We start from the raw sequence: 23,667 nt of genomic DNA, 5'->3' as shown, positions 1-23,667 counted from the left end.
TATGTGTTGGCCTCCTTCAAGTATGTGTAGATGATTTAGGTATACTGTGGGTCAATTTGTTTGTCTTTCACTACGACATCCAGCTTTCCTGTCGCTGGGTGAATCACCAGTCCATGAACTGCCACATCACTTGGCATCAGTGGATGCTCTTTCACTAATTTCACACTTTGGGCCACGCTTTCTTCAACTGACTCAAAGCCTGTCAGCCAGCCCTTTAAATCAACTCCTGAGTTTTTCACAATGCTTAAGCATTTCTCTTCAATTCCGCGTGCTTTCGCCTTTTCAAGTAAAGGGTCCGCCGCAAGACCTGCCATTCCGCATTCATGATGCCCTACAATGCATACTTCCTCTGCCTTTAGTTCATAGATAGCTAGCAGGATACTCCGCATCACACTGCCGAACGGATGTGTCACGATGGCACCTGCATTCTTAATGATTTTTGCATCCCCGTTGCGCAGACCCATAGATTGCGGCAATAATTCCAAAAGACGGGTATCCATGCACGTTAAAATAACCAGTTTTTTCTCAGGAAATTTCCCCGCTTTGTAAGGCTCATAATGTCTCTCATTCACAAACTCTGAATTGTGCTGAAGAATCTGTTCTAATTTTGACTCCATTTTGCCATCTCCCATCTTTTTTTAAGTAACGTAAGCTCTGCCTGTCCTCCTTTTCTTTCTTGTGTTCTCAAGAATAGAGAAGAAAAATGATAGAAAAAAAAGAAAAAAATGAGAAAACGATGAGAAGAAATATCATCATTTTCTCTATTTTACGCTGCATCCCAACGGCTTCGCGGGTTTGTTTTCAATCTATTGTTCTCATCACACCAAAAGACAATAAAATGGTTTAGTAGAAAATGATCATCCCGTTTAATACATTTCAAATATAATAAATTTTCTATCAAAAAGTCTCGATCTATTTTCCAGTTTGTCAGATAATCTCTCGTAAATTTTTGCAATTTCACATGTCTCATCTACTATCAGCTTATTTTTATATAGATAAAAAATGCATCAGATGGCATAAGAATCTACTTTTTCACTAAGAAAATGTCTTTCTTTACCGTTATTTCAGTATATTAAATATTGAGCTGCTAACATTCAAACGTGTTCTGCCGAAATCGTTGCTTTATAATAAAAGGAGTAAGATGACCATGTGAAAGGAGCGAATTGACTGTGACACCACACATTTTTGTCGCCAAACCCTTGCCTGCCTCTTTTGAGGAAATGCTAAAGGAACATTGTACATACGAGGTTTGGCAATCCAAAGACCCTATTCCAAGAGACATTTTGTTTGAGAAGCTGCAGCACGCTGATGGTCTTTTAACGTCTGGAACAAAAATCGATCAAGAGCTGTTAGATCACGCACCAAAACTCAAGGTGGTGAGCAATAACTCTGTCGGCTATGACAATTTTGATATAGAAGCGATGAGGCAAAGAGGCGTGATTGGTACGCATACTCCTTATACGCTCGATCATACCGTGGCTGACCTTGCCTTTTCGCTCATTCTCTCGTCTGCGCGAAGAATCGCCGAGCTTGACCGTTTTATCCGTGAAGGAAAATGGACGAAATTCGTACAGGAAGAAGAGATCTTTGGCATCGACGTACATCACCAAACGCTCGGTATTATTGGCATGGGACGTATCGGAGAACAAGTGGCCAAACGGGCAGCACATGGTTTTGATATGAACGTTCTTTATCATAACCGAAGCCGGAATGAAAAGGCTGAATCGGCGTATGGCGCTGTCTATTGTGCACTTGATGATCTTTTAAAACAAGCTGATATCATCGTGTTGATTACACCGCTGACCGAGGAAACATATCATATGATTGGGGAACGAGAATTGAAGTTAATGAAGCAAACGGCTTTATTTGTAAACATTTCCCGCGGGAAAACAGTGGATGAAAAAAGCCTCATTCAAGCACTTCAGGAGGGATGGATCAAAGGCGCTGGTCTTGATGTGTATGAGCAGGAACCGATTCAAGAGGATCATCCTTTCAAAGAGATGAACAATGTCACCCTAGCTCCTCACATCGGTTCCGCTACTGAAACAACAAGGGATCTCATGCTGAAACGAGCCATTCATAATGTGATTCATGGAATAGACGGGAAAGCGCCTGTTGATGTTGTGAAGGAGCTTGCTTCATCTTGAACTGAAAAGACGCAGAAACAGCGTCTTTTTATTTATTTCTTCAGTAGACATCAGGAGAAAAGACTCATTTTAGCAAAAATCCTGATTCTTTACATTTCCTTCATGTTCGGGTGCTATAATATGAGCTAGACAAGCATCAAGAGGACGGCATCCGATTTCCTTAATAGGAGGATGAAGATGAAAAGATTGAGTTCGGTTTTTACTATGTTCGCTCTGATCGCTGCTATTCTGTTTTCTGGATTTGTCCCGCAGCAAGCTCATGCAGAAACACCTCTTACACCAACAGCCACAACTGAAACTGCTTCTATTCAGCTCACGCCAGATGTGCGTACCCTTGCCGTCATTAATACGTTTGATGGTGTAGCAGATTATTTAATTCGCTACAAACGACTGCCTGATAACTACATTACGAAATCACAAGCAAGTGCTCTCGGATGGGTGGCATCTAAGGGAAATCTAGCCGAGGTGGCGCCAGGTAAAAGCATTGGTGGAGATATTTTCTCAAACCGGGAGGGACGTCTTCCTTCAGCAAGCGGCCGAACATGGCGTGAGGCAGACATCAACTACGTTTCAGGCTTCCGCAATGCAGACCGTCTTGTGTATTCAAGCGACTGGCTCATTTACAAAACAACAGACCATTATGCGACTTTCACACGTATTCGATAATCAATAAAAAAGACAGCCCTATTTGATTTGGGGCTGTCTTTTCGTATGGTGGTTTACGGTATAAGCTTTTTTACGTAATCCTCAAAAGGAATCGGCAGCGGCTTTTTCGACACTTCTTCGTGTTCATGTGTGGTGACATGATCCTCAGTAACGATCACACGTCCTGTTGGCGTGAGCTTTGACGCAAGCGGTCTTTTGTTAAATGGAGAGGATTCATTTTCATAAATCTCGTGTCTCATTTGGGTCAATACAGACTCGTCCACCTCGTTCAATGTGAAAGCATAGCCTGTTTCAGCGCCATCTCCCTTATCTAATTGGAGCAGATGTGTCCCTTTTTCGGTTTCCTCAGCTTTGACGCGAAACCTCATTGACGCTCCTTCCACCCAATCTCCTGTAAAAGGCACAGGCTGAAGAGGTAAATTCACACCAAATCCCGCATCAATGAGGAAGCGTTCGTTGTGATGCTTCAACATGATGGCTACGTGCGTGCCATCAATTGCCCACGTATCCGCTTCTTTGTTATACACTGTGCCTTGAAGAAGCTGTACAGAGAGCCCTGCCTCTTTTAACACATAGTATAAGAGAGGATTGAGATCATAACAAAGACCTCCTCTGTTTTCTTCAAGAAGATGCTGCTTCAATCCTTCTTGATTCAAAGCGTAGGATTGTTTGTTCAAAACAGATCTATTTTCGAATGGAAAGGTATAGGCCATTTTTTTTAATAATACAGGCAAGTCTTTAAAGGTGATGGACTGGCCTTCATATCCGACCTTCTGTAAAAAAGCTGATTGAATCATGACATTCCCTCCTAAAAAAAACTGAGCCTTTGAAGAGACTCAGTTTTCTTGATTGATAAAATCTGTTAACGCCTCAATGGCTTCTTGTTCATCTGCACCATCTGCAATCAGTGTGACAGTAACCCCAGAGCTGATCGCAAGACTCATGAGACCCATAATGCTTTTCGCATTGACTTTTTTCCCATCTTTCTCTAGAAAAATATCAGCACCAAAGCGATTGGCTTCTTGTACGAACAAAGCAGCTGGACGTGCCTGCAAGCCTGTTTTCAGCTGGATGGTGACCGTTTTTTCCACCATATGATCTGCCTCCCTTTTTCATTCTCCTATTTGAGTGTAACAGCTTGTCCGTTTCGTAATTGTTCTGCGATTTGATCTAGCTTTCTTAAACGGTGGTTAATCCCTGACTTGCTGATCTTGCCGCTTTCCACCATTTCTCCAAGTTCCTTCAGCGTGACCTCTTGATAGTCGACTCGCAGTTTGGCAATTTCACGAAGCTTTTCCGGCAGGGCATCAAGCCCAATTTTTTCATCAATGAATTGAATGTTCTCGACCTGACGCAGTGATGCACCAATCGTTTTATTCAAGTTTGCTGTTTCACAATTGACGAGCCGGTTGACGGAGTTCCTCATATCTCGGACGATCCGCACATCTTCAAAGCGGAGCAGTGAGTTATGAGCACCCACAACGCTTAAGAATTCCGTGATTTTTTCTGCTTCCTTCATGTACGTAATGTACCCTTTTTTGCGCTCAAGTGTTTTACTATTGAGATGAAATTGATTCATCAGCTCACAAAGGGCATCATTATGTTCTTTATATAGTGAAAAAATTTCAAGGTGATAGGAGGACGTTTCTGGGTTATTCACAGAACCGCCTGCTAAAAAAGCACCTCTCATATAGGAGCGCTTGCAGCATCTTTTCTTCACAAGTTCTTCTGAAATATTGCGCTCAAATACAAATTGCTCACCTAATATTTTTAAATCCTCTAAAATGGTTTTCGCTCGTTCTACCAGTCTGACAATATACACGTTATTCTTTTTCAATCTCATTTTTTTACGGACGAGCAGTTCGACTGTCACATCGTATTTCTTTTTGAGCAGCGTATAAATCCGTCTTGCAATGGCTGCGTTCTCTGTCTGTATATCTAAAATCAATTTTCGATTAGAGAAAGATAATGAACCGTTCATACGGATGAGGGCAGAAAGCTCTGCTTTTGTGCAGCAGTCCTTCACGTCCAGATTAGTCAGCTCTTTTTTTGTTTCGGATGCAAATGACATCCTTGCCACCCCCATTCCTATTTTTTCTGTTGCAGCAGATCGACAAGCAGCGAGGCTACTTTCAGCGTGTCATGACGAATGACATGCTGGTCATATGTAATGATTTCTCCTGGAATCACTTCTAGTCCCATTGCTTTCAGTGCATCTGTGTCGAATTGGACAGGCTGTGCCTGTTCTTCTGCATATTTTGCTTTGATTTCTTCTGGAATTTCTTTATTGTTCACAAAAATCGTATCGATAAATGGACGATCCATATGATCATTTAATGCCTGAACATGATCAGCTGCACTGTAGGAAAGCGTTTCCCCCGGCTGCGTCATGACATTGCATATATACACTTTTTTCGCCTTAGAGCGAATCACTTCTTCTCCAATATGCGGGACAAGCAAGTTTGGCAAAATACTCGTATACAGGCTGCCAGGCCCAATCACGATTAAATCCGCCTCACGAATGACTTGAATGGATTCTGGCAGCGGTTCAATCGTATCGGGTGTGAGGAACACTCGTTTAATTCGCTCACCATAGGTAGGAATTTTCGATTCTCCTGTCACCATTTGCCCATTTTCTAATTCCGCATGAAGAACAACACTTGAATTTGCTGCTGGCAATACTTTTCCTCTCACATTTAAAACCTTGCTCATTTCAGTGACGGCATGAAAAAAATCACCGGTTATATTTGTCATGGCCGCAAGAATGAGGTTGCCAAGTGAGTGGCCTGTTAAGTCATTCCCTTTGTTAAAACGGTGCTGAAATAAATCTTCTACAAGCGGTTCAACATCAGAGAGAGCCGCAAGGACATTTCGAATATCACCTGGAGGGGGAATATTCAAATCATGCCGCAGTCTGCCTGAGCTGCCTCCGTCGTCAGCAACCGTTACTATAGCGGTAATGTCCACCGGCTTCGTTTTAAGCCCTCTGAGCAAAACAGATAAGCCAGTGCCGCCGCCAAGAATGACCACCTTTGGTAATGTCGTCATCTATTTTCTGCTTCTCTTTTCAATGTCCCGGTGAGTGACATGTGTATAGTAATCGTTTTTAAAATACTCCGATAAATAGTTGGCCAGTGTCACAGATCGATGCTGTCCGCCTGTACAGCCGATGGCAATCACAAGCTGGCTTTTTCCTTCTCGTTTATAGGACGGAAGCATAAAGCTGAGGAGATCGATTAATTTCTCTGTGAATTTTTGTGTTTCAGTCCATTTCATCACATAGGAGCGCACTTCTTCATCGTTTCCAGTCTGTGGACGCATGCTCTCAATATAGTAAGGATTCGGCAGGAATCTCACGTCAAAGACAAGATCAGCATCAATCGGCAGACCGTATTTAAAGCCAAAGGACATCACGTTTACTGTAAACACCTGCCCCTGATTCGTGGCAAAGTGCGTGACAATTTTTTCTCGCAGCTGTTTTGGTTTTAAATCCGATGTATCAAAAATCATTTGAGACCGGCCTTTTAACTCCTCTAACAGCTCGCGCTCCATTGCAATTCCTTCAAGCGGCAAACCTGTTGTCGCAAGGGGATGCGAACGTCTCGTTTCTTTGTATCTTGAGACAAGTACCTTATCATTTGCATCTAAAAATAGAATCCTTGGCGTGATCCAGTCAAGATCACTCATTTCATCTAACGCGGCAATTAAACTGTCAAAAAATTCGCGTCCGCGCAAATCCATCACAAGAGCGACCTTGCTCATCTTGGAATTCGATTCCTTCATGAGCTCTAAGAACTTCGGTAAAAGTGATGGCGGCAGGTTATCAACACAAAAGTAGCCTAAATCTTCAAAGCTTTGAATGGCGACGGTTTTCCCCGCACCTGACATTCCTGTAATAATCACAAGCTGAATATCTTCTTGTTTGTGTGTATTCATGCCTGCTTCCTCTCCTTCTTTATGAAAACGGTTCATGTATTATTCTCCCTGAGGATCTAACCGATAAGCAATCAGCTCAAAATCGGGTGTATACGTAAAAGTGCCGTGCAGAAGTCCTTTTCCTTTAAGCATGAAATCAAGAATATGGGAATCTCCTGGGGCCATCGGCAAATGAGGCACATCCTTTACGTCATGCCATTTTAAAATGCCTTCCTCTGACTCTGTTACGTTTTTTCCAGTAAATGAATCTGCCATAAAGGTGAACATCATCCACTCTTGAACGATTTGATCGCCTTCTTTTATGATAAAGGTAAAAACACCTTTTAGCTGCGGATTTAAAATATAAATACCTGTTTCTTCTCTATATTCTCGAACGACTGAATCCTTGACCGATTCTCCGCTTTCCATCTTGCCGCCCGGCGCTACCCACCAGCCCCGTCTTGGCTTTTGCAGCAAGAGAACTTGATCTTCGTGATGCAGCACACAATTCGTTACTCGTTGCATCAGCTGTCACCTACTCTTTTATGTCTTTAACTTATTATACAGGTTCAACCTGACTCCCACAATGAACATGCCCGTTCTTCCCCGAAAACAGACAGGTTTTCGTTTGAATAGTGTAACGGGCCATTTCTCTACTCTTTATTTTACAGCATCTAATGGTTCTCCATGCGTCATTTGTGAACATCTCGTGAATTTCTGATTTTAGGCAAAAAAAAGGACACGGATTCACATCCGTGCCAAACATGTATTCCTTATAAAAGGGGGTCAATTACTAGCTTTATCATAACGGAAAATTATTTCACCCGTGTTACATTCCAGTTAAAAGCCCATGACGCTATATTAAGGATTTACGACAGCCTTTTATTTCGTTGCTTTGAGTTTTTCAGCAAGCTCTTCTACATAATGCTGTGCGCTTTGTGCTGCAATACTTCCGTCACCTGTTGCTGTCACAATTTGACGAAGTGTTTTTTCTCGAATGTCACCAGCGGCGAAAATACCTTCCACTCTTGTTTCCATTCTTTCGTTTGTCTCGATGTAGCCTTCTTTATTTGTAATGCCGAGATTTTCAAATGGTTTAGACAGTGGCAGCATGCCGATATAGATAAAGGCGCCGTCTGTTTTAAAGTCTTCTTCTTCACCAGTCACCGTATCAACCAATGTCACACTGCCGACTTTCCCGTTTTCTTCATTGATCTGTTTAACGGTTTTGTTCCACTTGAAGTCAATTTTTTCATTATCAAAGGCGCGTGCTTGTAAAATGCTTTGTGCACGAAGTTTATCGCGTCTATGGATAATCGTTACTTTAGAAGCGAAGCGTGTGAGATACACACCCTCTTCTACCGCAGAATCACCGCCGCCGATGACGACAAGCTCTTTGTTTTTAAAGAAAGCCCCGTCACATACTGCACAATATGATACGCCGCGGCCGCCAAGTTCTTTTTCACCTGGTGCACCGATTTTTTTATATTCAGCCCCTGCCGCGATAATGACAGAGCGTCCTTTGTATTCTTTTGAGCCGGCTTTGACGATTTTATATTCTTCACCGTTCACGATTTCTTTAATATCGCCATATGCATACTCTGCACCGAATTTCTTCGCATGCTCAAACATTTTATTTGAAAGTTCCGGCCCTAAAATACTTTCAAAGCCAGGATAGTTCTCGACATCTTCCGTATTTGCCATTTGTCCGCCTGGAATTCCTCTTTCAATCATTAATGTTGAAAGATTTCCCCGTGATGTATAAACAGCGGCTGTCATTCCGGCAGGACCCGCTCCAATGATGATCGTATCGTAGATTTTTTCTTCTGACACAACTGTCACTCCCTCTTCAATTGCTGCTCGCATTTCTTATTAGAATGCCCTTGGGTGATGCTTCCATTCATGACAGATAGCATCATTTCCACTCTTAGCTTTTATTCCTTACCCATATCCTATTAAATCTGCGGGGAATAAGCGAATCATTTGCTCATATCTTCAAAAAAAGAAAAAGCTTCCTTAAACTGCTGTTTAAGGAAGCCTGTTTACGGTTATATAAAAAGTAATGATTTATTCAACGACTCTTCTTACAACGCCATTGAAAGCTTTTTTCCAGTATACGTTGTTCATTGAGTCAACTGAAACACCGCGAGAGCTGTTATCGTTCAAGAATGAACCGTTTCCTAAGTAAATACCAACGTGTCCATTTACTTTATACGTATCAAAGAACACAAGGTCTCCGCGTTTCATGTCAGATGCACTTACAGCTCTTCCTTTACCTACAAGCGTATCTGTTGTTGTACCGCCAACTGGTCCAAGGTTGATGCCTGCTGATGCAAATGCCCAGCGAACGAATGAAGAACAGTCAAAACGACGTGCGTCAATATCGGCTTGTGATCTGCCGCCGCCCCATTTATATGGAGATTGTCCAACAATCGTAGAACCTGTGCTGATCGCACCTTCAATTCCGCCTACGTTACTGCTGACAGGTGATCCACCGCCAGAAGATGGCTTCTTGCTTGGTGCACTGCTGTTGCTGTTATTGTTGTCATTAGAAGATGATCCACTGTTACTTGAAGACGGGCTGCTATCGTTTGAGCTGTTGTCTTCCGCTTGGACACTAGCTTGACGCTGCTGCTGTTGTCTTTGCGCTTTTTCTTCTTTTGCTTTTTGAGCTGCTTCCCTTGCTTCTTTTTCAGCTTGTTTTTGTGCAGCGATTGTTGCGTCTTTTTCAGATGCAATGCTGTTAGCCTCACTGTTTAACTCGCTGATTTCAGAAAAAGCACTTCCTTTTTGCTTTTTCACTTGCTTGAATAGCTTGTCTTTTTCATCAAGCTGTTTATTCAAGTCTGATTGAAGCGTTTCAAGCTTTGCAAGTGTGTTTTGCACATTTTCAAGCTTTGTGTTTAATTCGTTTTCAGACTTTTGAAGTTCTGCTTTGTCTTTTTCCTGCTCTTTAATGATTTCACTGTCTGCGTTGATCAGTGTCGATACTGCACCTGCACGGCTGATGAAATCGCTAAAGCTTTTTGCTCCTAGTAATACATCTATGTATTTCGTAGAACCGCCGCTCTCTTGAAGGGCACGTACACGCTTTTTCAAGAACTCGTTTCTTTCTTCAATACGTTTTTCTGTATCAGCAATTTCTTTTTTCAGTGCTTTGATTTCTTTTTTTGTTTTTTCATTTTCTTTTTGTTTTTCTTCGATTTGATCACTTGTTTTTAAAGCTTTCTCATCAATATCTTTAAGCTTTTGGGCAAGTGCCTCTTGTTTTGCTTCAAGCTTTGAAAGCTCTTCTTTTTTCTTTTGAAGATTCTTGTTTACCTCAGATTGCTTGCTGTCTAGTTCTTGTTTCTTTTGTTCAAAGTTCTGTGCGTTTGCTTCATGCGTAAATGGAATAAATAAACCGCTCGCTCCGATCACCGAAGCTAAACCAAAAGTAATAAACTTTTTCACGAATAGTTCCTCCTTTGACAATTTCCCAAGCGACATTAGAAAGCAGCAAATTCTCTGCGATCAATCTGTGCTCTCTATGTCTTTTTTCCTGATTGTTCAGTCAGATGTTGACCAGATTGTTTCTATCACTAGGTGTTTCATTATGTATAGTAAAATATTTAAATATCTATCTTTGTTTTAATCCACGAGTTTCATTATACATGAGACATCGACAAAATGAGCTAATATTTTTATTACATTTATGTTTCAAAAACATGTCGTGATTGTCATACTTCGCCAATTCCTTGCAAATCCCACCTTTTTATCCAAGAAAAAAGCATGACCTTTTCGGCCATGCTGGGATGTTCTGAATCTATTTACCTATTTAATCGATTAACGTACAGATCTCTCGTTCGTATTTAGACAGTGTTTGAACACTGATCTGAAAAGCGGACGCAACATCTTTTTTGCTGACAGCTGCTTCTTGTTCATTCATCCATAGATAATAAGATGCTGCTGCCCAGGCAGGTGCATTTTTCTTATCAATACCAGAAGCACGTGCCTGCTGAATAATATGGAATAACCAAAAATAAGGCATATGGCTGTCAGGCTGAACCGCTTCCTCCAGACTGGATGCCGCCTGTTTTGCAAAAATTGCATCTTCTGAAAAAGACTTTTCTTTCATTTCATCTTCATATAAAAGCAGTTCTATGAATTGCTGTTCAAAGGCCGTTTTCGCTGCGCGTGCATCAAGGACAGACTGCAGAACGTCACGTTCCCCTTTTTGTTTACTGACGTAGTACGCAGTCAGCCGTTCCTCAATCGAGACCATTGGCTCAGTCACCTCAGGTTTATCCTGCCACGGCTTGATTTCATCTGCATCGATATCCTCTTCGACCATCTTATCCCAAACCGTTTGGGCGAGCGTCTTGTGGCCTGTATGATAGGCTGCGCTTGCAAGCCAGTATAAAAATGTACTATCTCCTTGAAAACCTGTTTTGTACAAAGAATAAAGCCATTTAAAGGCCCATTCAAATTCTCCCACAAGGGCAAATGTTGCACCAAGCTTATAACGCTGTTCACTTAGTATTGGATACACGTGCGTTAATTGCTTTGCTAACACATTGACCTTTTCTTCTTCTTTTTCATAATGGTAGAAGACTAGCTGGTTGCAAAGGGCATGCAGATTACCGGGATTTTCATGAAGGACCCGGTTCAACATTTCTTTCGCCTGATGGATTCGGCCAGAATAAAAATAGGCCAAAGCGAGATTATTATACGCCGACCAAAATTCTGGATACTCAACAATCATCTGTTCCAGCATCTCAATGGCTTCATCGAGTCTGCCGCTTTCTAGCAAATGGTTTGCTTGATCCTGCTTCACAATCAGGTCATCCTGATCATAAGGAAAATCTTCGTCCTCTTCGTCGCTCATATCGAGCAGGTCAAGAAGGTCGTCATTTTCATCCGCAAATTCCCCGTTCTCTTCCAGCGCGGCATAAGCAGTAGCTGATTTATATGCCTCTTGAAACAGTCCGAGATTCGCATAATTATTGGCTTTAAAATAGTGGCACTCAGACATGTTTTCATCGATGTGTTCAAGAATAAAATCAAGCAGTTCGTTTGATTGCTGGTAATGACCCATTTCAGTATAAATAATGGCAAGCTGTGACAGCATTTCTACATTTTCAGGCTCAAGTACAATGGCCCGCTGTATCAGCTTACTTGCCCTAGACAGATTTCTTTCTCTATATGCTTTAAGACCTTTATGAAAAAAGTAATGCCCATCTTGAAATAGCTGGACGACTTGTGTGTGATTATTTTGAGAAGTGTATTTACTCACCGATACCCTCCATTTCGAACAGTGTACCGTGTGTAGTATAACATACTTCACCAGTCGTCACATAGAACAAAAGGAAAGGAAGGATTTGTTTTTCATTTAAAAATAAAAAGCCTGGGATATCCCCCGGCTTTTCATTCACCTTGATGACGTTTTTTTAATACCTTTAATACATCATCAAGCGGCAATTGCTGTTCACGTAATAATACAAGAAGATGATAGAGAAGGTCAGCAGTTTCCCATTTCAATTCTTCTTGATCCCGATTTTTCGCTGCAATGATCACCTCGGACGCCTCTTCCCCTACCTTTTTCAGGATTTTATCGACCCCTTTTTCAAATAGATAGGTTGTATAAGCCCCTTCTGGCATTTCCGCCTGACGCTTTGCAATGACCTGTTCAAGTTCATTTAATATCGCAAAACGTTCCTGCTCTTCGCTCAGGCGTTTTACGCCTTCTTCCGAAAAACAGCTATAGCTGCCAGTATGGCAGGCTGGGCCGCTTGGCGCGACAAGGACAAGCAGAGCGTCCTTGTCACAGTCATATCGAATAGAAATCACTTGCTGGGTATGTCCAGAGGTGGCGCCTTTATGCCAAAGCTCGTTTCTCGACCGGCTATAAAACCATGTTTCACCTGTCTCCAGCGTTTTTTCATAGGATTCTTGATTCATATATGCAAGCGTCAATACTTCCTTACTTTGAGCATCCTGTACAATCGCAGGAATCAGGCCTGCTTCATTAAAGGTTAATTCATTTGCCTGTTTCATCTGACCTTCACCCCGTGTTCTCTCAAATATGTCTTCACCTCATGAATGGAGGTTTCTTTATAATGGAAAATGGAGGCTGCTAATGCTGCATCAGCTTCTCCTTTTGTAAAGGCCTCGAGCATATGCTGAGCATTGCCAGCGCCGCCAGAAGCGATCACTGGCACATTGACCGCCTCTGATACAAGCTTTGTCAATCGATGATCAAAGCCTGTCTTTTCACCATCAGCATCCATACTTGTCAGCAAAATCTCTCCTGCCCCTCTCTGCACAGCTTCCTTCGCCCAGTCGCTGACCTCTAAATCAGTTTGACGGCGTCCTCCGTGTGTATAGACCATGTATGCTTTTTTCTCTTCATCGTATTTTGCATCAATTGCGACAACGATACACTGTGAGCCAAAAAAGTCAGCACCTTCTGAAATCAGTTCCGGTCTTAACACAGCTGCTGTGTTAACAGATACTTTGTCTGCACCCGCTCTTAATATACGCTTCATGTCATCAAGGTGGTTAACCCCGCCTCCCACCGTAAATGGTATCGCAAGCGTAGACGCGACTTGTTTGACCACATCCACCATCGTTTTCCGGCCTTCATGAGAAGCAGAAATATCAAGAAAGACGAGTTCATCCGCCCCTTCCTCATCATAGATCTGCGCCAATTCAACCGGATCACCAGCATCTTTTAAGCCAAGGAATTGCACCCCTTTGACAACACGCCCTTCCTTCACATCAAGACATGGGATAATTCGTTTTGTCATCATATGCGGTCAAGCCCTTCAAATGCTTCTGCTAAAGTAAACTGCTTTGTGTAAAGTGCCTTTCCAACGATCGCACCAGACACACCAGACTGTTTTTGCGCTGACAGCTTTTGAAGATCAGCTACTGCGCTGACACCACCTGAAGCAATCACTTGTTTGCCGGTTGCTTTCGCTAAGCGAACCGTGCTTTCTACATTGGGACCAGACAGCATGCCATCCATTTGAATATCGGTGAAAATAAAGACCTCAGCGCCTTCCTTTGCCAATTCCTTGCCGAGTTCCTCTGCCTTTACTTTAGATGTTTCAAGCCATCCTTCAGTCGATACAAAGCCATTTCGCGCATCAATCCCAATTGCGATTTTCTCTCCATATTGCGCCAGCATTTTTTTCACAAAGGCTGGGTTCGAAACAGCTGAGCTGCCGAGAATCACTCTATCTACGCCGCTCTTTAAATAAAAGGCAACGTCTTCTTCCGTCCGAATACCACCGCCGATTTGTACCTTCACATCTAAGGAAGAAGCAATCGCCAGCACATGCTCATGATTGACACGTTTCCCTGCTTTTGCACCATCTAAATCCACAAGATGAATCCATGCTGCTCCATCCTTCGCAAATTGCGCAGCCATGTCGAGCGGTGAATCTCCATAAATGGTTTCTTGATCATAATCTCCTTGCACAAGACGTACACATTTGCCATTTCTCATATCAATCGCCGGATATAATGTAAACTCACTCATTTGCTCACCCTCTGTTCGTTTGCTAATTGAATAAATTGTTTGAGCAGCGCCATTCCCGTTGTACTGCTTTTTTCAGGGTGAAACTGTGCTCCAAGCACATTTCCCTTGCCAACAACAGCTGGTACTTGAACACCATAGTCCGCGCTTGCTAATTGCTCATCTGGATTCATATCGCTCACATAATACGAGTGAACAAAGTACGCAAATCCTTCTGGTACACCGTCAAACAATGGGGAGGGCTGATGAAATGTGAGCTCATTCCACCCCATATGAGGTACCTTCAATCTTTGCCCGTCCTGATCATGACCCTTTAAAAGAACGACACGCCCTTTTAACAGCCCCAATCCTTTTGTGAGGCCTGCCTCTTCGCTTTCTTCAAATAACAGCTGCATGCCAAGGCAAATGCCGAATAACAGCTTTCCTTCCTGCACAACTTGGTGAATAAACGCCTCAAGTCCAGTCTCTTTTAACAGCTGCATTGCATCACGAAACGAACCTACTCCGGGCAATATATAAGCATCTGCTTTTTTCAGCTCCTCCACATCAGAGGAGACGATATAGCGGGCACCTGCTCGTTCCAGTGCTTTTGATACGCTGAACAAATTTCCCATTCCGTAATCAATAACTCCGATCATTAGAGCATCCCCTTTGTTGAAGGAATTCCTTTCACACGTGGATCAATGGTTGTTGCTTCATCTAAGGCACGTGCCATCGCTTTAAAAATGGCTTCAATCATATGGTGTGTATTGGTTCCGTAGTGAACAATGACATGAAGGTTGATCCGGGCTTCAAGTGCAAATTTCCACAGAAACTCATGTACTAGCTCTGTATCAAAGGTACCAACCTTTTGACTCGGAAAAGCCGCTCTCATTTCCAAATGAGGACGGTTGCTTAAGTCGACCACGACCTGGGCAAGTGTTTCATCCATCGGAACAAAGCTGGAGCCATACCGCTTAATCCCTTTTTTATCGCCTAACGCTTCCTTAAACATTTGCCCAAGTACAATGCCGATATCTTCTGTTGTGTGGTGATCATCAACATCCGTATCTCCTTTCGCATCGACGGTCAAATTAAAGTGTCCATGCTTCGTAAATAAATCAAGCATGTGCGTCATGAAAGGGACATCTGTTTGAATATCCGCTTTTCCTTCTCCATCAATTTCTAGCGCTAATGAAATGTTCGTTTCATTTGTTTTTCTCGCTGTTTCCGCCTGTCTCATTACGATTCCTCCCGCTTTCTCGCTTCAATTGACCTTGCATGTGCTTCAAGCCCTTCTAATCTGGCAAATGCCGCAATGCTTTCCCGGTGTGTTTCAAAGGCTTCTTGACTATATGAAATAATGCTCGTTTTCTTTTGAAAATCAGTCACACCAAGCGGGCTGGAGAATCGAGCTGTTCCGTTTGTTGGCAGCACGTGATTCGGCCCTGCAAAATAATCGCCCACCGGCTCTGGACTATAGCGTCCCAAGAAAATTGCGCCAGCATGCTTGATTTGACCAAGAAGTGATTCTGGGTATGCTGTCAGCACCTCTAAGTGCTCTGGTGCTAATTGATTGATGACGTCTACTGCACGATCGATTGATTCTGTCACGTAAATACGGCCATGATCTTGTATAGATTGTGCTGCGATTGATTTTCTCGGCAAAGTATCCAGCTGCTTTCGAACTTCAGCCTGCACACTTTCAGCAAGTGTCTTAGACGGTGTTACCAAAATACTAGATGCCAGCGCATCATGCTCTGCCTGTGAAAGTAAATCCGCCGCTACCTCATGCGCGACTGCTGTTTCGTCTGCTAGAACTGCAATTTCACTTGGACCTGCAATCATATCAATATCTACCTGACCAAATACTTCCCGCTTTGCCAGCGCGACATAAATGTTGCCTGGACCTGTGATTTTATCAACAGGCTTGATGCTTTCCGTCCCATAGGCAAGTGCAGCAACCGCCTGTGCTCCGCCCATTTTATACATTTCTGAAATACCAAGCTCCTTCGCCGCTGCCAAGACTGCGTCAGAGAGACGGCCATCTTTCCCAGGGGGTGTCACAAGTACAATTCGTTCAACGCCAGCGACTAGCGCAGGGATCACATTCATTAATACAGATGATGGATAGGCAGCTGTTCCACCGGGGACATACACACCTACTGCATCAAGCGGTGTTACCTTTTGTCCAAGCATTGAGCCGTCCTTTTGGTGATAAAACCAAGAGGACGTCAGCTGGCGCTCGTGGTATGTGCGAATATGCTTGATAGCCGTTTGAATAATTTGAACCATCTCTTTGTCCAAGCGGTCGCAGGCTTTTGCCATTTCATCCTCTGTGACAAGTGAATCTTCAATCAACACCCCGTCAAATTGCTTTGTAAAAGACCGTACAGCATCATCACCATTTGTTCTTACTTCTTGTATAATGCGCTGAATAGCCTGACGCTGCTCCTCTGTTCCTGTATCTAAGGACCGTTTGAGTGAGAGAGTATCTGTCTCACCTTCTTGTAGATAGGTGATGTTCATGATGATTCCTCCCCTTCTCCAATGATTTTTGCAAGACGCTGCGCCATTTCATCGATCACCGTATCCTTCATCCTATAGCTCACAGGATTAACAATAAAGCGTGACGTGATATCACAAATATGCTCCGTTTCCACAAGTCCATTTTCTTTTAATGTTTGACCTGTAGAGACAATGTCTACAATGCGATCGGCAAGCCCAATAAGCGGTGCTAATTCTATGGAACCATTCAGCTTAATGATCTCCACCTGCTCCCCTTGCTCTCTAAAATAGGATGATGCGACATTGGGGTACTTTGTTGCCACACGCGGTGCGACACCACCCCAGCTCGCTCCTGGCAAGCCAGCAACAGCTAAATGACATTTACTGATGTTTAAATCGAGCACTTCGTACACATCACGAGCTTCTTCGAGCATGACGTCCTTCCCTGCAATGCCAACATCCGCCACGCCGTGCTCTACGTAGGTGGTCACATCCATTGGCTTGGCTAAAATAAAGCGGAGGTTTTCTTCTGGTACATCAATGATTAATTTTCTTGAATCCTCGAATTCCTCTGGCAGCTGGTACCCCGCCTGTCTTAACAGCCCTGCTGCTTCTTCAAATATCCGGCCCTTTGGCATCGCCATCGTCAACACTTTACCCATTCCGCTCTTCCTTTCTAGCGCCGATAAAATAAGTCACCTGTTGAAATGCCTTGGTCATCGCGTCAATATTTTCAATCCCCGCTAAGTCTTGCAGGACGATCTTTTTCCCTTTTGACCGCTCCTTTTCTGCAAAAGCAAAGGCTTCCAGTCTTTGTTCTTTACTAAAAATCACAGCCTCCTGCGGCTCAATGATTTCTTTTGCATCGAGCGCTTCAAGAAGACGGTCTAGTCGAAGTCCGAACCCTGTAGCTGGTGCAGGTGCATCAAAGTGAGCAAGCAATTGATCATATCTCCCGCCGCTTCCGATGACCGACCCAACATGATCTGCAAATACTTCAAACAAAATACCCGTATAATAGCTCATATGACTCACCATGCTTAAATCTAAACGGATATATTCTGTACAACCGTAATCTTCAAGTGTCTCCCAAAGCGACTTTAACTGTGCGAGCACCTCTTTTCCTTCTTGTGAAACGACGATTTCCTCTGCCCGCTCTATAACCTCTTGGCCGCCTCTTAACTCTAAAAGCTGTAACAGCCTCGTTTTATCGATGGAGGAAAGCGGTAATTGTTTCACATGCTGACGGTATCCCACATAATTCTTTTCATATAAGAAGCGGCGAAGGACGTTTGCACGCTCTGTATTTCCGAGTACATCGACAAATAACGTCTCTGCTAAAGCGACATGCCCGATCGCGATTTTGAAGAACCTTAGCCCGGCATTTTTTAATGCAAATACGGCAAGCGCGATGACTTCAGCATCTGCGCTAATCGAGCCATCACCAATCAATTCAATTCCGACCTGCTCAAACTCTGACGGCCTTCCACCTTCTCTTTCCTGGGCACGGAACACATTGGCTGCATACCCAACACGAAGCGGATACGCCTGTTCATGAAGCTTGGAAGCCGCCACTCTTGCAATCGGACCTGTCATATCAGGTCTCAGCACTAGAGTTTGCCCGTTTTGATCAAGAAGCTTAAAAAGCTGTGTATCAGTAATCGCCGATTGAACACCGACTGTATCGTAAAATTCAAGCGTTGGTGTCTCCATCAAACGGAAACCCCAACCAGTCATGACCTCTGTTAAGGAATGCCTCACTTTTTTTTTCGTCTCATACAATCCAGGTAATGAATCCCGCATACCATATGGTTTCTCAAACATAAACATGTTTCTTCCGCACCTCCAACACATTAAAACAAAAAATTCCGAATCCTTTAGTTCGCTAATATGATAATATGCTAACAAAATAAAGTGATTAAATCAATCATTTTTATTTCTACCTATTTTCATCAACATATTCTGGAATTATTACATTCAAGTGACACCTGTGCCTTTTCTGTATGTTCGATGAAGGAACATGCTATAATACTTAAAAATATTGAATAACACAGGAGATTAACAGTGAAGTTCATCCAGACATTCATCTTAACTTTGTTGTGCGCATGTCTTGTTTATTTCGGCTTTATATACGTTTCACAAATCGATCAAGTCAAGAAAACAGCTTCGCCGCAAAAAGCAGCAAAAGAAAACGATACAGCACTTGCGGCTGAAGAAACTCGTTCAACGAAAAAAGCAGAAACCACACATCATTCATTAAAAGGAAGCAAAAAAGCCATGGACGTCATCCTCTACAATCAAATGGATGCGCCAAGGCTTTATAACGGATGTGAAGTCACGAGCTTAGCGATGCTGCTTCATTACAGCGGCTATGAGCAAGTAACGAAAAACACATTGGCAAATGAAATCAAACGCGTTCCGCTCAATTATGAAAATGGTTTAAAAGGAAACCCTCATGACGGGTTTGTAGGCGATATGGAGAATGGACCGGGTCTTGGGGTTTACCATGAACCGATTTATCAGCTTGCGAAAAAATACGCGGGCGATCAAGTTGTCGATTTAACCGGAAAGCCTGTAAAAAAAGCCATCTATCAGTCACTTGAAAAGGGCTATCCTGTCTGGGTGATTACGACATCCACCTTCGACAAAACCGATAACATCGAAACTTGGAATACACCAAATGGCAAAATAGATGTAAGCTTTAATGTGCATAGCGTAGTCATCACAGGCTATGACAAGGAGCATGTCTACTTGAATAACCCCTATGGAGAAAAGAATCAAAAAGTCGACCGTGATCAATTTGAAGATTCTTGGGAACAGATGGGCAGTCAGGCGATTATCATTAAAGCGTAAAAAAACAACCTCTATTCACGTAGAGGTTGTTTTTATTGCTTCATTTTCCTAGTAATTCCTTCAGGCGGTCTTCAAGCTTTTCAGCTGTCATCGCACCTCCGCCCAGGCTGAAGGATTCATCCCCTCTTTTTAATAAAAGTGTAGGATAGCCGTTCACATGAAGTTGATGAACCTTCGCAAAGTCGGCATACGCATCATTCATCGCTTCTTTTGTTTTCATGCGTTCTATGACTGCGTCAGGATCAAGATGATGCGCCAAAGCGATCTCCCGATACGTTTGTTCATCACTCAGGCTTTTTCCGTCTTGATAAAAAGCCTTTTGCATTGATGAAGCCAAGTACAATGCGTGCTCAGGTTCGATGGATCTTAATGCAGAAAAACCAATGGCCGCAGCCTCAGAGTCTAAAAGAAACGTTCCATTTGCTAACAGCTCCTGATAACGTTCTCCAAACTCGACACCAGTCAGCTGACTAATACGCTGATTTGCTTCTGGAATGTGTGGATAATCCTTTATTGGAAGACTTCTTTCCCCTACAAATAAACCGCCCGACACAAGTGTTAGTGATATCTCCGGATGATTTTCATGCAAAGAACGCATACTGTTTGAAAATCCATAACACCAGCCACAATACGCATCCCATACATAGATGAAAGACAATTCTTGCTCATTCATACGTTAGACTCCCTATTTACCATTTTTAGGCGGCCATGAAACTGCTTATTCAGCTTCAGATACAACGGTAAAACGTTCTCCAACATGGGCTGCCTGCTCCACCTCATCAACCAGCGCAATGGCGTAGTCAGCATAGCTCACATAGCTGTCACCTTTAGAATTGACAATCAGATGGTCTTTCCCTTTCACATAAGAACCTGTACGTTTGCCAGCTGGATTAAAGAATGCAGCTGGGCTGAGGAAGGTCCATTTTAATCCCTCTGTCTGTTGAAGATCTTTTAGGTTTTCTCCTTGCTGTGAAGCCGTAGCAACAAATTCTTTAGGAAACTCTGGTGTGTCCACTAGTCTTGTTGTTTTCGCCTCATCTACAAATAGACTTCCTGCTCCGCCCACAACGATCAAACGAGTCTCAGGAGCCTCTTTTAAAATATCGATCAGCTTTTTCCCAGCTTCTACGTGAAGATGCTCTTTTCCAGCAGGTGCGCCAAATGCATTTACAATCACATCAAAGCCTTTGATGTCTTCTGCTTGCAAGTGAAACACATCCTTCTCAAGAACAGCTAGAGATGAATCTGTCACCTTTTGTGCATCACGGACGATTGCCGTTACTTCATGTCCTCTTGATTGGGCCTCTTTCACAATTTCTTGTCCTGCTTTACCTGTTGCACCAATAATTCCAATTTTCATGTTAACTCCTCCTGCAATATGATTTTATGTTGATAAAGATAGGTGTAACTAATACGGTTACAACAGAGGTAAAAAAAATTGAATAGATCATCCAATTTTTTTGATTAGCACATGCGTTAGTTCACTTAATTTGATCTCAGCAAGCACTTGCTCCATCGCACTTTGAGCGCGGCATAAAATTAATTCTAGCACCGCTTGAATATTTGCACCGATCGGACAGTCAGGATTTGGGCTTTCATGAATTTGAAACAATTCTCCCTCATCTACGACTTCAACCGCTTTATACACATCGAGCAGTGTGATGTCGTCTTCACTGCGGTTCAGCTGAGAACCACCTTTGCCAAGACTCGTTGAGATTAGACCTGCTTTTTTTAATTTACTCATAATGCGGCGGATGACCACTGGGTTTGTATTCACACTTCCCGCGATATCCTCCGAAGTCTGTAATGATCCTTTTTCAAGTGATAGCAAGGCCAGAATATGGACAGCGACAGTAAATCTGCTGCTGATTTTCATGTTTTCTCACCTCTGTTGTAATCATTATAGTTACACCATGTCACATTGTCAACAAAAAAGTCTGCCGAGCTACTCAGCAGACGTAGATTGACGTGCTTCCATTTCTTCTTTCGTATAAATCATGCGCATTGGATTTCCTCCAACAAATGAGCCTGCTGGCACATCCTTATGAACAAGTGTACCAGCCGATACGATCGCTCCATCCCCAATGGTCACACCAGGTAAAATAGTTGAATTAGCTCCAATTAAGACTTCATCACCAATATAGACTTCCCCAAGTCTGTACTCTTTAATCAAATATTCATGGGACAAGATGGTTGTGTTATAGCCGATCACACTATTTCGACCGACAGTGATTTTCTCAGGAAACATCAGATCAACCATCACCATTAAGGCGAACGCCGTATCCTCGCCGACCTTCATACGAAGAAAGGTTCGGTAAATCCAATTTTTCATTCCCATAAAAGGCGTGTACCTTGCCATTTGAATAAAAATGAAATTTTTCACCACTTTGAAAAAGGGAACTGTCCGATAGACTTGCCGGAGCGAATTGACCCCTTTTACAGGATAACGATCTGTTTTTCTCAACTTAATCAGCTCCAACAATCGCCAGGAGATCACTCATTTTCTTCAGCATGAAATCAGGGCGATGCTTTAAAAGGGCCTCTTCTCCCTTAATCGACCAAGCAACACCTGCCGTCTTTGTCCCTGCCGCTTGACCAGACAAAATGTCGTGATAATTATCACCGACCATCACCGCTTCATGCGGATCACTGCCAAGCTTTGATAATGCCAGCTGAACAGGCTCCGGATGCGGCTTCTCATTTTGTACATCATCGAGCGTCACAATGACCTCAAAGAACGGCTCTAAACCGGTCAGCTTCAATCCCATTAAAACCGTATCCCGTATCTTCGTTGTGACAATACCGAGCTTAAATCCTCGATCCTGCAGGACTTTCAATGTGTCGATAACGGTCTCATATTCAGTCACAAGCAGATCATGCTGCTTATGATTAAACGTGCGGTACATCTGAATCATGTCATCTGTCAAATCAGGGTCCATCGCAGAAAATGTATCAAACAAGGACGGACCAATGAAATGAAGAATATCCTCACGGCTGTACTGACCAGGGTAATAGTGATCCAGCGTATGCTGAAATGAAGCAATAATTAATTCATTTGTATTGATTAATGTGCCATCTAAATCAAATAGCACTGTGTTGATCGTTGATTCGTTCATATGGCTTCCTTTCTAACAGCTGCATGTTCCCGCTTCCGCCAAATATAGCTAATGGCAGCTGTCAATAAAATTGCAGAAATCAGGCGGATCACAAGAAGCGGCCATACTGGAATACCAAGTGGAATAAAAACCAGCGTATCTTCGACCACCGCATGGCAGGCAACAAGGAAAATAAAGGCAAGGGTTAAGTCCTTTTTACTCACACCGTCCTCTTCCACTGCCTTCATCATCACACCGGCTCCATAAGCGAGACCAATCGTTAATCCAGCCACCATCGTCATAGACGTATTTTCTTTCATTCCAAGCATTCTAGTAAAAGGTGACAGCCACTTAGACAGTGTATGGAGCCACCCTAAATCTCTCATGAATTGAATGATGATCATGAGCGGGATAACGATACAGGCAAGCTGCAGCACACCGAGTACTGCTTTTTGTAAAGCAAGAAGGACGATCATGTACCAGCTGGAAGGCACATCAGCCGCCTGAGCTGCACTAAGCAGTCCATATTGTGCCGGCTCCTCGCCTCCCTGCCAAACGAGATGAATGACAATCGCAGAAATAACAGCAAGACTGATTCTAACCAGCAAAATCACAGATACTCTCAGTCCAACCTTTGCTGCCACTGTTGATTCGATGATCAAGTTATGGCAAAAGGACAGCATCACTGCCAAAATAAACACTTCCTTCACAGGAAGCTCTAATGTCAAAATGGCAGCAATCCCCGCATATAAATTCAGCATATTTCCTAATACAAGCGGAATAGCCGCTTCCCCCGAAAGACCAAACAGCCCCATAAATGGCTGAATGAATCGGATGATCCAATCCATGACAGGCGTATGCTGCAAGATACTGACGAGAATGGTCACTGGAAAGATGACTTTACCAAGTGTCCAAGTTGTCGACAGCCCTGCTTTCAAGCCGTTTTTCCATGTCTCTCCCATCTTCTTCTGATCCCCCCTGC

General features: G+C 43.1%; 27 protein-coding genes. 3 read left to right on the top strand and 24 right to left on the bottom strand.

Annotated features, from left to right (window positions below; all coding sequences use genetic code 11):
* Positions 1–35: 35 nt before the first annotated feature.
* Complete coding sequence (locus tag M1D84_RS02990) at positions 36–617, bottom strand: beta-class carbonic anhydrase (protein ID WP_122631975.1); 582 nt, start codon at positions 615–617, stop codon at positions 36–38.
* A gap of 552 nt (positions 618–1,169) precedes the next feature.
* Between M1D84_RS02990 and M1D84_RS02985 the strand changes: the two genes are divergently transcribed.
* Both M1D84_RS02985 and M1D84_RS02980 read left to right on the top strand, forming a co-directional pair.
* Positions 1,170–2,147 carry a 2-hydroxyacid dehydrogenase gene (locus M1D84_RS02985; protein WP_122631959.1) on the top strand — a complete coding sequence of 326 codons (978 nt, stop codon included), beginning with the start codon at positions 1,170–1,172 and terminating at the stop codon, positions 2,145–2,147.
* A 177-nt stretch (positions 2,148–2,324) separates the two neighbouring features.
* Positions 2,325–2,813 (top strand): ribonuclease, encoded by a 489-nt coding sequence (locus tag M1D84_RS02980; RefSeq protein ID WP_024423547.1) that lies wholly within the window; start codon positions 2,325–2,327, stop codon positions 2,811–2,813.
* 53 nt (positions 2,814–2,866) lie between these two features.
* On the opposite strand, the gene M1D84_RS02975 is transcribed toward M1D84_RS02980, so the two are convergent.
* From M1D84_RS02975 to M1D84_RS02895, 17 genes are all read right to left on the bottom strand, one after another.
* Positions 2,867–3,610: an arylamine N-acetyltransferase family protein gene (locus M1D84_RS02975; protein WP_122631960.1), complete on the bottom strand. Its 744-nt coding sequence runs from the start codon at positions 3,608–3,610 to the stop codon at positions 2,867–2,869.
* Between the two features lie 39 nt (positions 3,611–3,649).
* Positions 3,650–3,907 (bottom strand): HPr family phosphocarrier protein, encoded by a 258-nt coding sequence (locus M1D84_RS02970; RefSeq protein WP_024423549.1) that lies wholly within the window; start codon positions 3,905–3,907, stop codon positions 3,650–3,652.
* Between the two features lie 26 nt (positions 3,908–3,933).
* A complete protein-coding gene (gene whiA, locus M1D84_RS02965; protein ID WP_024423550.1) occupies positions 3,934–4,884 on the bottom strand; it encodes a DNA-binding protein WhiA in 951 nt (316 codons plus the stop codon).
* Positions 4,885–4,901: 17 nt separating this feature from the next.
* Entirely contained in the window at positions 4,902–5,861 is a 960-nt protein-coding gene (locus M1D84_RS02960; RefSeq protein WP_024423551.1) for a gluconeogenesis factor YvcK family protein, read from the bottom strand.
* Positions 5,862–6,749, bottom strand: a complete 888-nt coding sequence (gene rapZ / locus M1D84_RS02955; RefSeq protein WP_024423552.1) for an RNase adapter RapZ — start codon at positions 6,747–6,749, stop codon at positions 5,862–5,864. It abuts the gene before it with no gap.
* A 39-nt stretch (positions 6,750–6,788) separates the two neighbouring features.
* A complete protein-coding gene (locus M1D84_RS02950; protein WP_024423553.1) occupies positions 6,789–7,253 on the bottom strand; it encodes an 8-oxo-dGTP diphosphatase in 465 nt (154 codons plus the stop codon).
* A gap of 357 nt (positions 7,254–7,610) precedes the next feature.
* Positions 7,611–8,561, bottom strand: a complete 951-nt coding sequence (gene trxB / locus M1D84_RS02945) for a thioredoxin-disulfide reductase (RefSeq protein ID WP_024427675.1) — start codon at positions 8,559–8,561, stop codon at positions 7,611–7,613.
* A gap of 234 nt (positions 8,562–8,795) precedes the next feature.
* The gene (locus tag M1D84_RS02940) at positions 8,796–10,181 is read right to left on the bottom strand and encodes a C40 family peptidase (RefSeq protein ID WP_122631961.1); all 1,386 of its coding nucleotides are present in this window, start codon (positions 10,179–10,181) and stop codon (positions 8,796–8,798) included.
* 364 nt (positions 10,182–10,545) lie between these two features.
* Positions 10,546–12,003, bottom strand: coding sequence for a tetratricopeptide repeat protein (locus tag M1D84_RS02935; RefSeq protein ID WP_122631962.1), 1,458 nt, complete (start codon positions 12,001–12,003; stop codon positions 10,546–10,548).
* 131 nt (positions 12,004–12,134) lie between these two features.
* Positions 12,135–12,764, bottom strand: a complete 630-nt coding sequence (gene hisIE / locus M1D84_RS02930; RefSeq protein ID WP_024423556.1) for a bifunctional phosphoribosyl-AMP cyclohydrolase/phosphoribosyl-ATP diphosphatase HisIE — start codon at positions 12,762–12,764, stop codon at positions 12,135–12,137.
* Entirely contained in the window at positions 12,761–13,519 is a 759-nt protein-coding gene (gene hisF / locus M1D84_RS02925; RefSeq protein ID WP_122631963.1) for an imidazole glycerol phosphate synthase subunit HisF, read from the bottom strand. The genes hisIE and hisF overlap by 4 nt, the downstream gene beginning before the upstream one ends.
* Positions 13,516–14,253 (bottom strand): 1-(5-phosphoribosyl)-5-[(5-phosphoribosylamino)methylideneamino]imidazole-4-carboxamide isomerase, encoded by a 738-nt coding sequence (gene hisA, locus M1D84_RS02920; RefSeq protein ID WP_172880213.1) that lies wholly within the window; start codon positions 14,251–14,253, stop codon positions 13,516–13,518. Before hisA ends, hisF begins: the two co-directional genes overlap by 4 nt.
* Entirely contained in the window at positions 14,250–14,888 is a 639-nt protein-coding gene (gene hisH / locus M1D84_RS02915) for an imidazole glycerol phosphate synthase subunit HisH (RefSeq protein ID WP_044334252.1), read from the bottom strand. The genes hisA and hisH overlap by 4 nt, the downstream gene beginning before the upstream one ends.
* A complete protein-coding gene (hisB, locus tag M1D84_RS02910; RefSeq protein WP_088001131.1) occupies positions 14,888–15,472 on the bottom strand; it encodes an imidazoleglycerol-phosphate dehydratase HisB in 585 nt (194 codons plus the stop codon). Before hisB ends, hisH begins: the two co-directional genes overlap by 1 nt.
* The gene (gene hisD / locus M1D84_RS02905; RefSeq protein WP_198456579.1) at positions 15,472–16,758 is read right to left on the bottom strand and encodes a histidinol dehydrogenase; all 1,287 of its coding nucleotides are present in this window, start codon (positions 16,756–16,758) and stop codon (positions 15,472–15,474) included. Before hisD ends, hisB begins: the two co-directional genes overlap by 1 nt.
* A complete protein-coding gene (hisG, locus tag M1D84_RS02900; protein ID WP_095409635.1) occupies positions 16,755–17,399 on the bottom strand; it encodes an ATP phosphoribosyltransferase in 645 nt (214 codons plus the stop codon). The genes hisD and hisG overlap by 4 nt, the downstream gene beginning before the upstream one ends.
* Complete coding sequence (locus M1D84_RS02895; protein ID WP_375850422.1) at positions 17,392–18,567, bottom strand: ATP phosphoribosyltransferase regulatory subunit; 1,176 nt, start codon at positions 18,565–18,567, stop codon at positions 17,392–17,394. Before M1D84_RS02895 ends, hisG begins: the two co-directional genes overlap by 8 nt.
* Before the next feature lie 234 nt (positions 18,568–18,801).
* On the opposite strand from M1D84_RS02895, the gene M1D84_RS02890 reads away from it, so the two are divergent.
* Entirely contained in the window at positions 18,802–19,590 is a 789-nt protein-coding gene (locus tag M1D84_RS02890; RefSeq protein ID WP_103131658.1) for a C39 family peptidase, read from the top strand.
* Positions 19,591–19,630: 40 nt separating this feature from the next.
* Here M1D84_RS02890 and M1D84_RS02885 read toward each other — a convergent pair whose 3' ends face one another.
* From M1D84_RS02885 to M1D84_RS02860, 6 genes are all read right to left on the bottom strand, one after another.
* Positions 19,631–20,263, bottom strand: coding sequence for a DsbA family protein (locus tag M1D84_RS02885; protein WP_332284969.1), 633 nt, complete (start codon positions 20,261–20,263; stop codon positions 19,631–19,633).
* A 45-nt stretch (positions 20,264–20,308) separates the two neighbouring features.
* Positions 20,309–20,950: an NAD(P)-dependent oxidoreductase gene (locus tag M1D84_RS02880; protein WP_024423566.1), complete on the bottom strand. Its 642-nt coding sequence runs from the start codon at positions 20,948–20,950 to the stop codon at positions 20,309–20,311.
* An 87-nt stretch (positions 20,951–21,037) separates the two neighbouring features.
* Positions 21,038–21,466, bottom strand: coding sequence for an Rrf2 family transcriptional regulator (locus M1D84_RS02875; protein WP_024423567.1), 429 nt, complete (start codon positions 21,464–21,466; stop codon positions 21,038–21,040).
* A gap of 69 nt (positions 21,467–21,535) precedes the next feature.
* Entirely contained in the window at positions 21,536–22,054 is a 519-nt protein-coding gene (locus M1D84_RS02870; RefSeq protein WP_024423568.1) for an acyltransferase, read from the bottom strand.
* A 1-nt stretch (position 22,055) separates the two neighbouring features.
* Positions 22,056–22,706 (bottom strand): pyrophosphatase PpaX, encoded by a 651-nt coding sequence (gene ppaX / locus M1D84_RS02865; protein ID WP_024423569.1) that lies wholly within the window; start codon positions 22,704–22,706, stop codon positions 22,056–22,058.
* Complete coding sequence (locus M1D84_RS02860; protein WP_024423570.1) at positions 22,703–23,647, bottom strand: nucleoside recognition domain-containing protein; 945 nt, start codon at positions 23,645–23,647, stop codon at positions 22,703–22,705. The genes ppaX and M1D84_RS02860 overlap by 4 nt, the downstream gene beginning before the upstream one ends.
* Positions 23,648–23,667: the final 20 nt, after the last annotated feature.

Source organism: Bacillus sp. PK5-006, assembly GCF_054161415.1.
This window is presented reverse-complemented; position numbering and strand designations above follow the sequence as displayed.

Bases quoted from the DNA above. Each gene is read 5' to 3' on its own strand.
- M1D84_RS02990 (WP_122631975.1), bottom strand. From the start codon at position 617: ATGGAGTCAAAATTAGAACAGATTCTTCAGCACAATTCAGAGTTTGTG.
- M1D84_RS02980 (WP_024423547.1), top strand. From the start codon at position 2,325: ATGAAAAGATTGAGTTCGGTTTTTACTATGTTCGCTCTGATCGCTGCT.
- M1D84_RS02975 (WP_122631960.1), bottom strand. From the start codon at position 3,610: ATGATTCAATCAGCTTTTTTACAGAAGGTCGGATATGAAGGCCAGTCC.
- M1D84_RS02970 (WP_024423549.1), bottom strand. From the start codon at position 3,907: ATGGTGGAAAAAACGGTCACCATCCAGCTGAAAACAGGCTTGCAGGCA.
- whiA (WP_024423550.1), bottom strand. From the start codon at position 4,884: ATGTCATTTGCATCCGAAACAAAAAAAGAGCTGACTAATCTGGACGTG.
- M1D84_RS02960 (WP_024423551.1), bottom strand. From the start codon at position 5,861: ATGACGACATTACCAAAGGTGGTCATTCTTGGCGGCGGCACTGGCTTA.
- rapZ (WP_024423552.1), bottom strand. From the start codon at position 6,749: ATGAATACACACAAACAAGAAGATATTCAGCTTGTGATTATTACAGGA.
- M1D84_RS02950 (WP_024423553.1), bottom strand. From the start codon at position 7,253: ATGCAACGAGTAACGAATTGTGTGCTGCATCACGAAGATCAAGTTCTC.
- hisIE (WP_024423556.1), bottom strand. From the start codon at position 12,764: ATGAAACAGGCAAATGAATTAACCTTTAATGAAGCAGGCCTGATTCCT.
- hisF (WP_122631963.1), bottom strand. From the start codon at position 13,519: ATGATGACAAAACGAATTATCCCATGTCTTGATGTGAAGGAAGGGCGT.
- hisA (WP_172880213.1), bottom strand. From the start codon at position 14,253: ATGAGTGAGTTTACATTATATCCGGCGATTGATATGAGAAATGGCAAA.
- hisH (WP_044334252.1), bottom strand. From the start codon at position 14,888: ATGATCGGAGTTATTGATTACGGAATGGGAAATTTGTTCAGCGTATCA.
- hisB (WP_088001131.1), bottom strand. From the start codon at position 15,472: ATGAGACAGGCGGAAACAGCGAGAAAAACAAATGAAACGAACATTTCA.
- hisD (WP_198456579.1), bottom strand. From the start codon at position 16,758: ATGAACATCACCTATCTACAAGAAGGTGAGACAGATACTCTCTCACTC.
- hisG (WP_095409635.1), bottom strand. From the start codon at position 17,399: ATGGGTAAAGTGTTGACGATGGCGATGCCAAAGGGCCGGATATTTGAA.
- M1D84_RS02895 (WP_375850422.1), bottom strand. From the start codon at position 18,567: ATGTTTATGTTTGAGAAACCATATGGTATGCGGGATTCATTACCTGGA.
- M1D84_RS02885 (WP_332284969.1), bottom strand. From the start codon at position 20,263: ATGAATGAGCAAGAATTGTCTTTCATCTATGTATGGGATGCGTATTGT.
- M1D84_RS02880 (WP_024423566.1), bottom strand. From the start codon at position 20,950: ATGAAAATTGGAATTATTGGTGCAACAGGTAAAGCAGGACAAGAAATT.
- M1D84_RS02875 (WP_024423567.1), bottom strand. From the start codon at position 21,466: ATGAAAATCAGCAGCAGATTTACTGTCGCTGTCCATATTCTGGCCTTG.
- ppaX (WP_024423569.1), bottom strand. From the start codon at position 22,706: ATGAACGAATCAACGATCAACACAGTGCTATTTGATTTAGATGGCACA.
- M1D84_RS02860 (WP_024423570.1), bottom strand. From the start codon at position 23,647: ATGGGAGAGACATGGAAAAACGGCTTGAAAGCAGGGCTGTCGACAACT.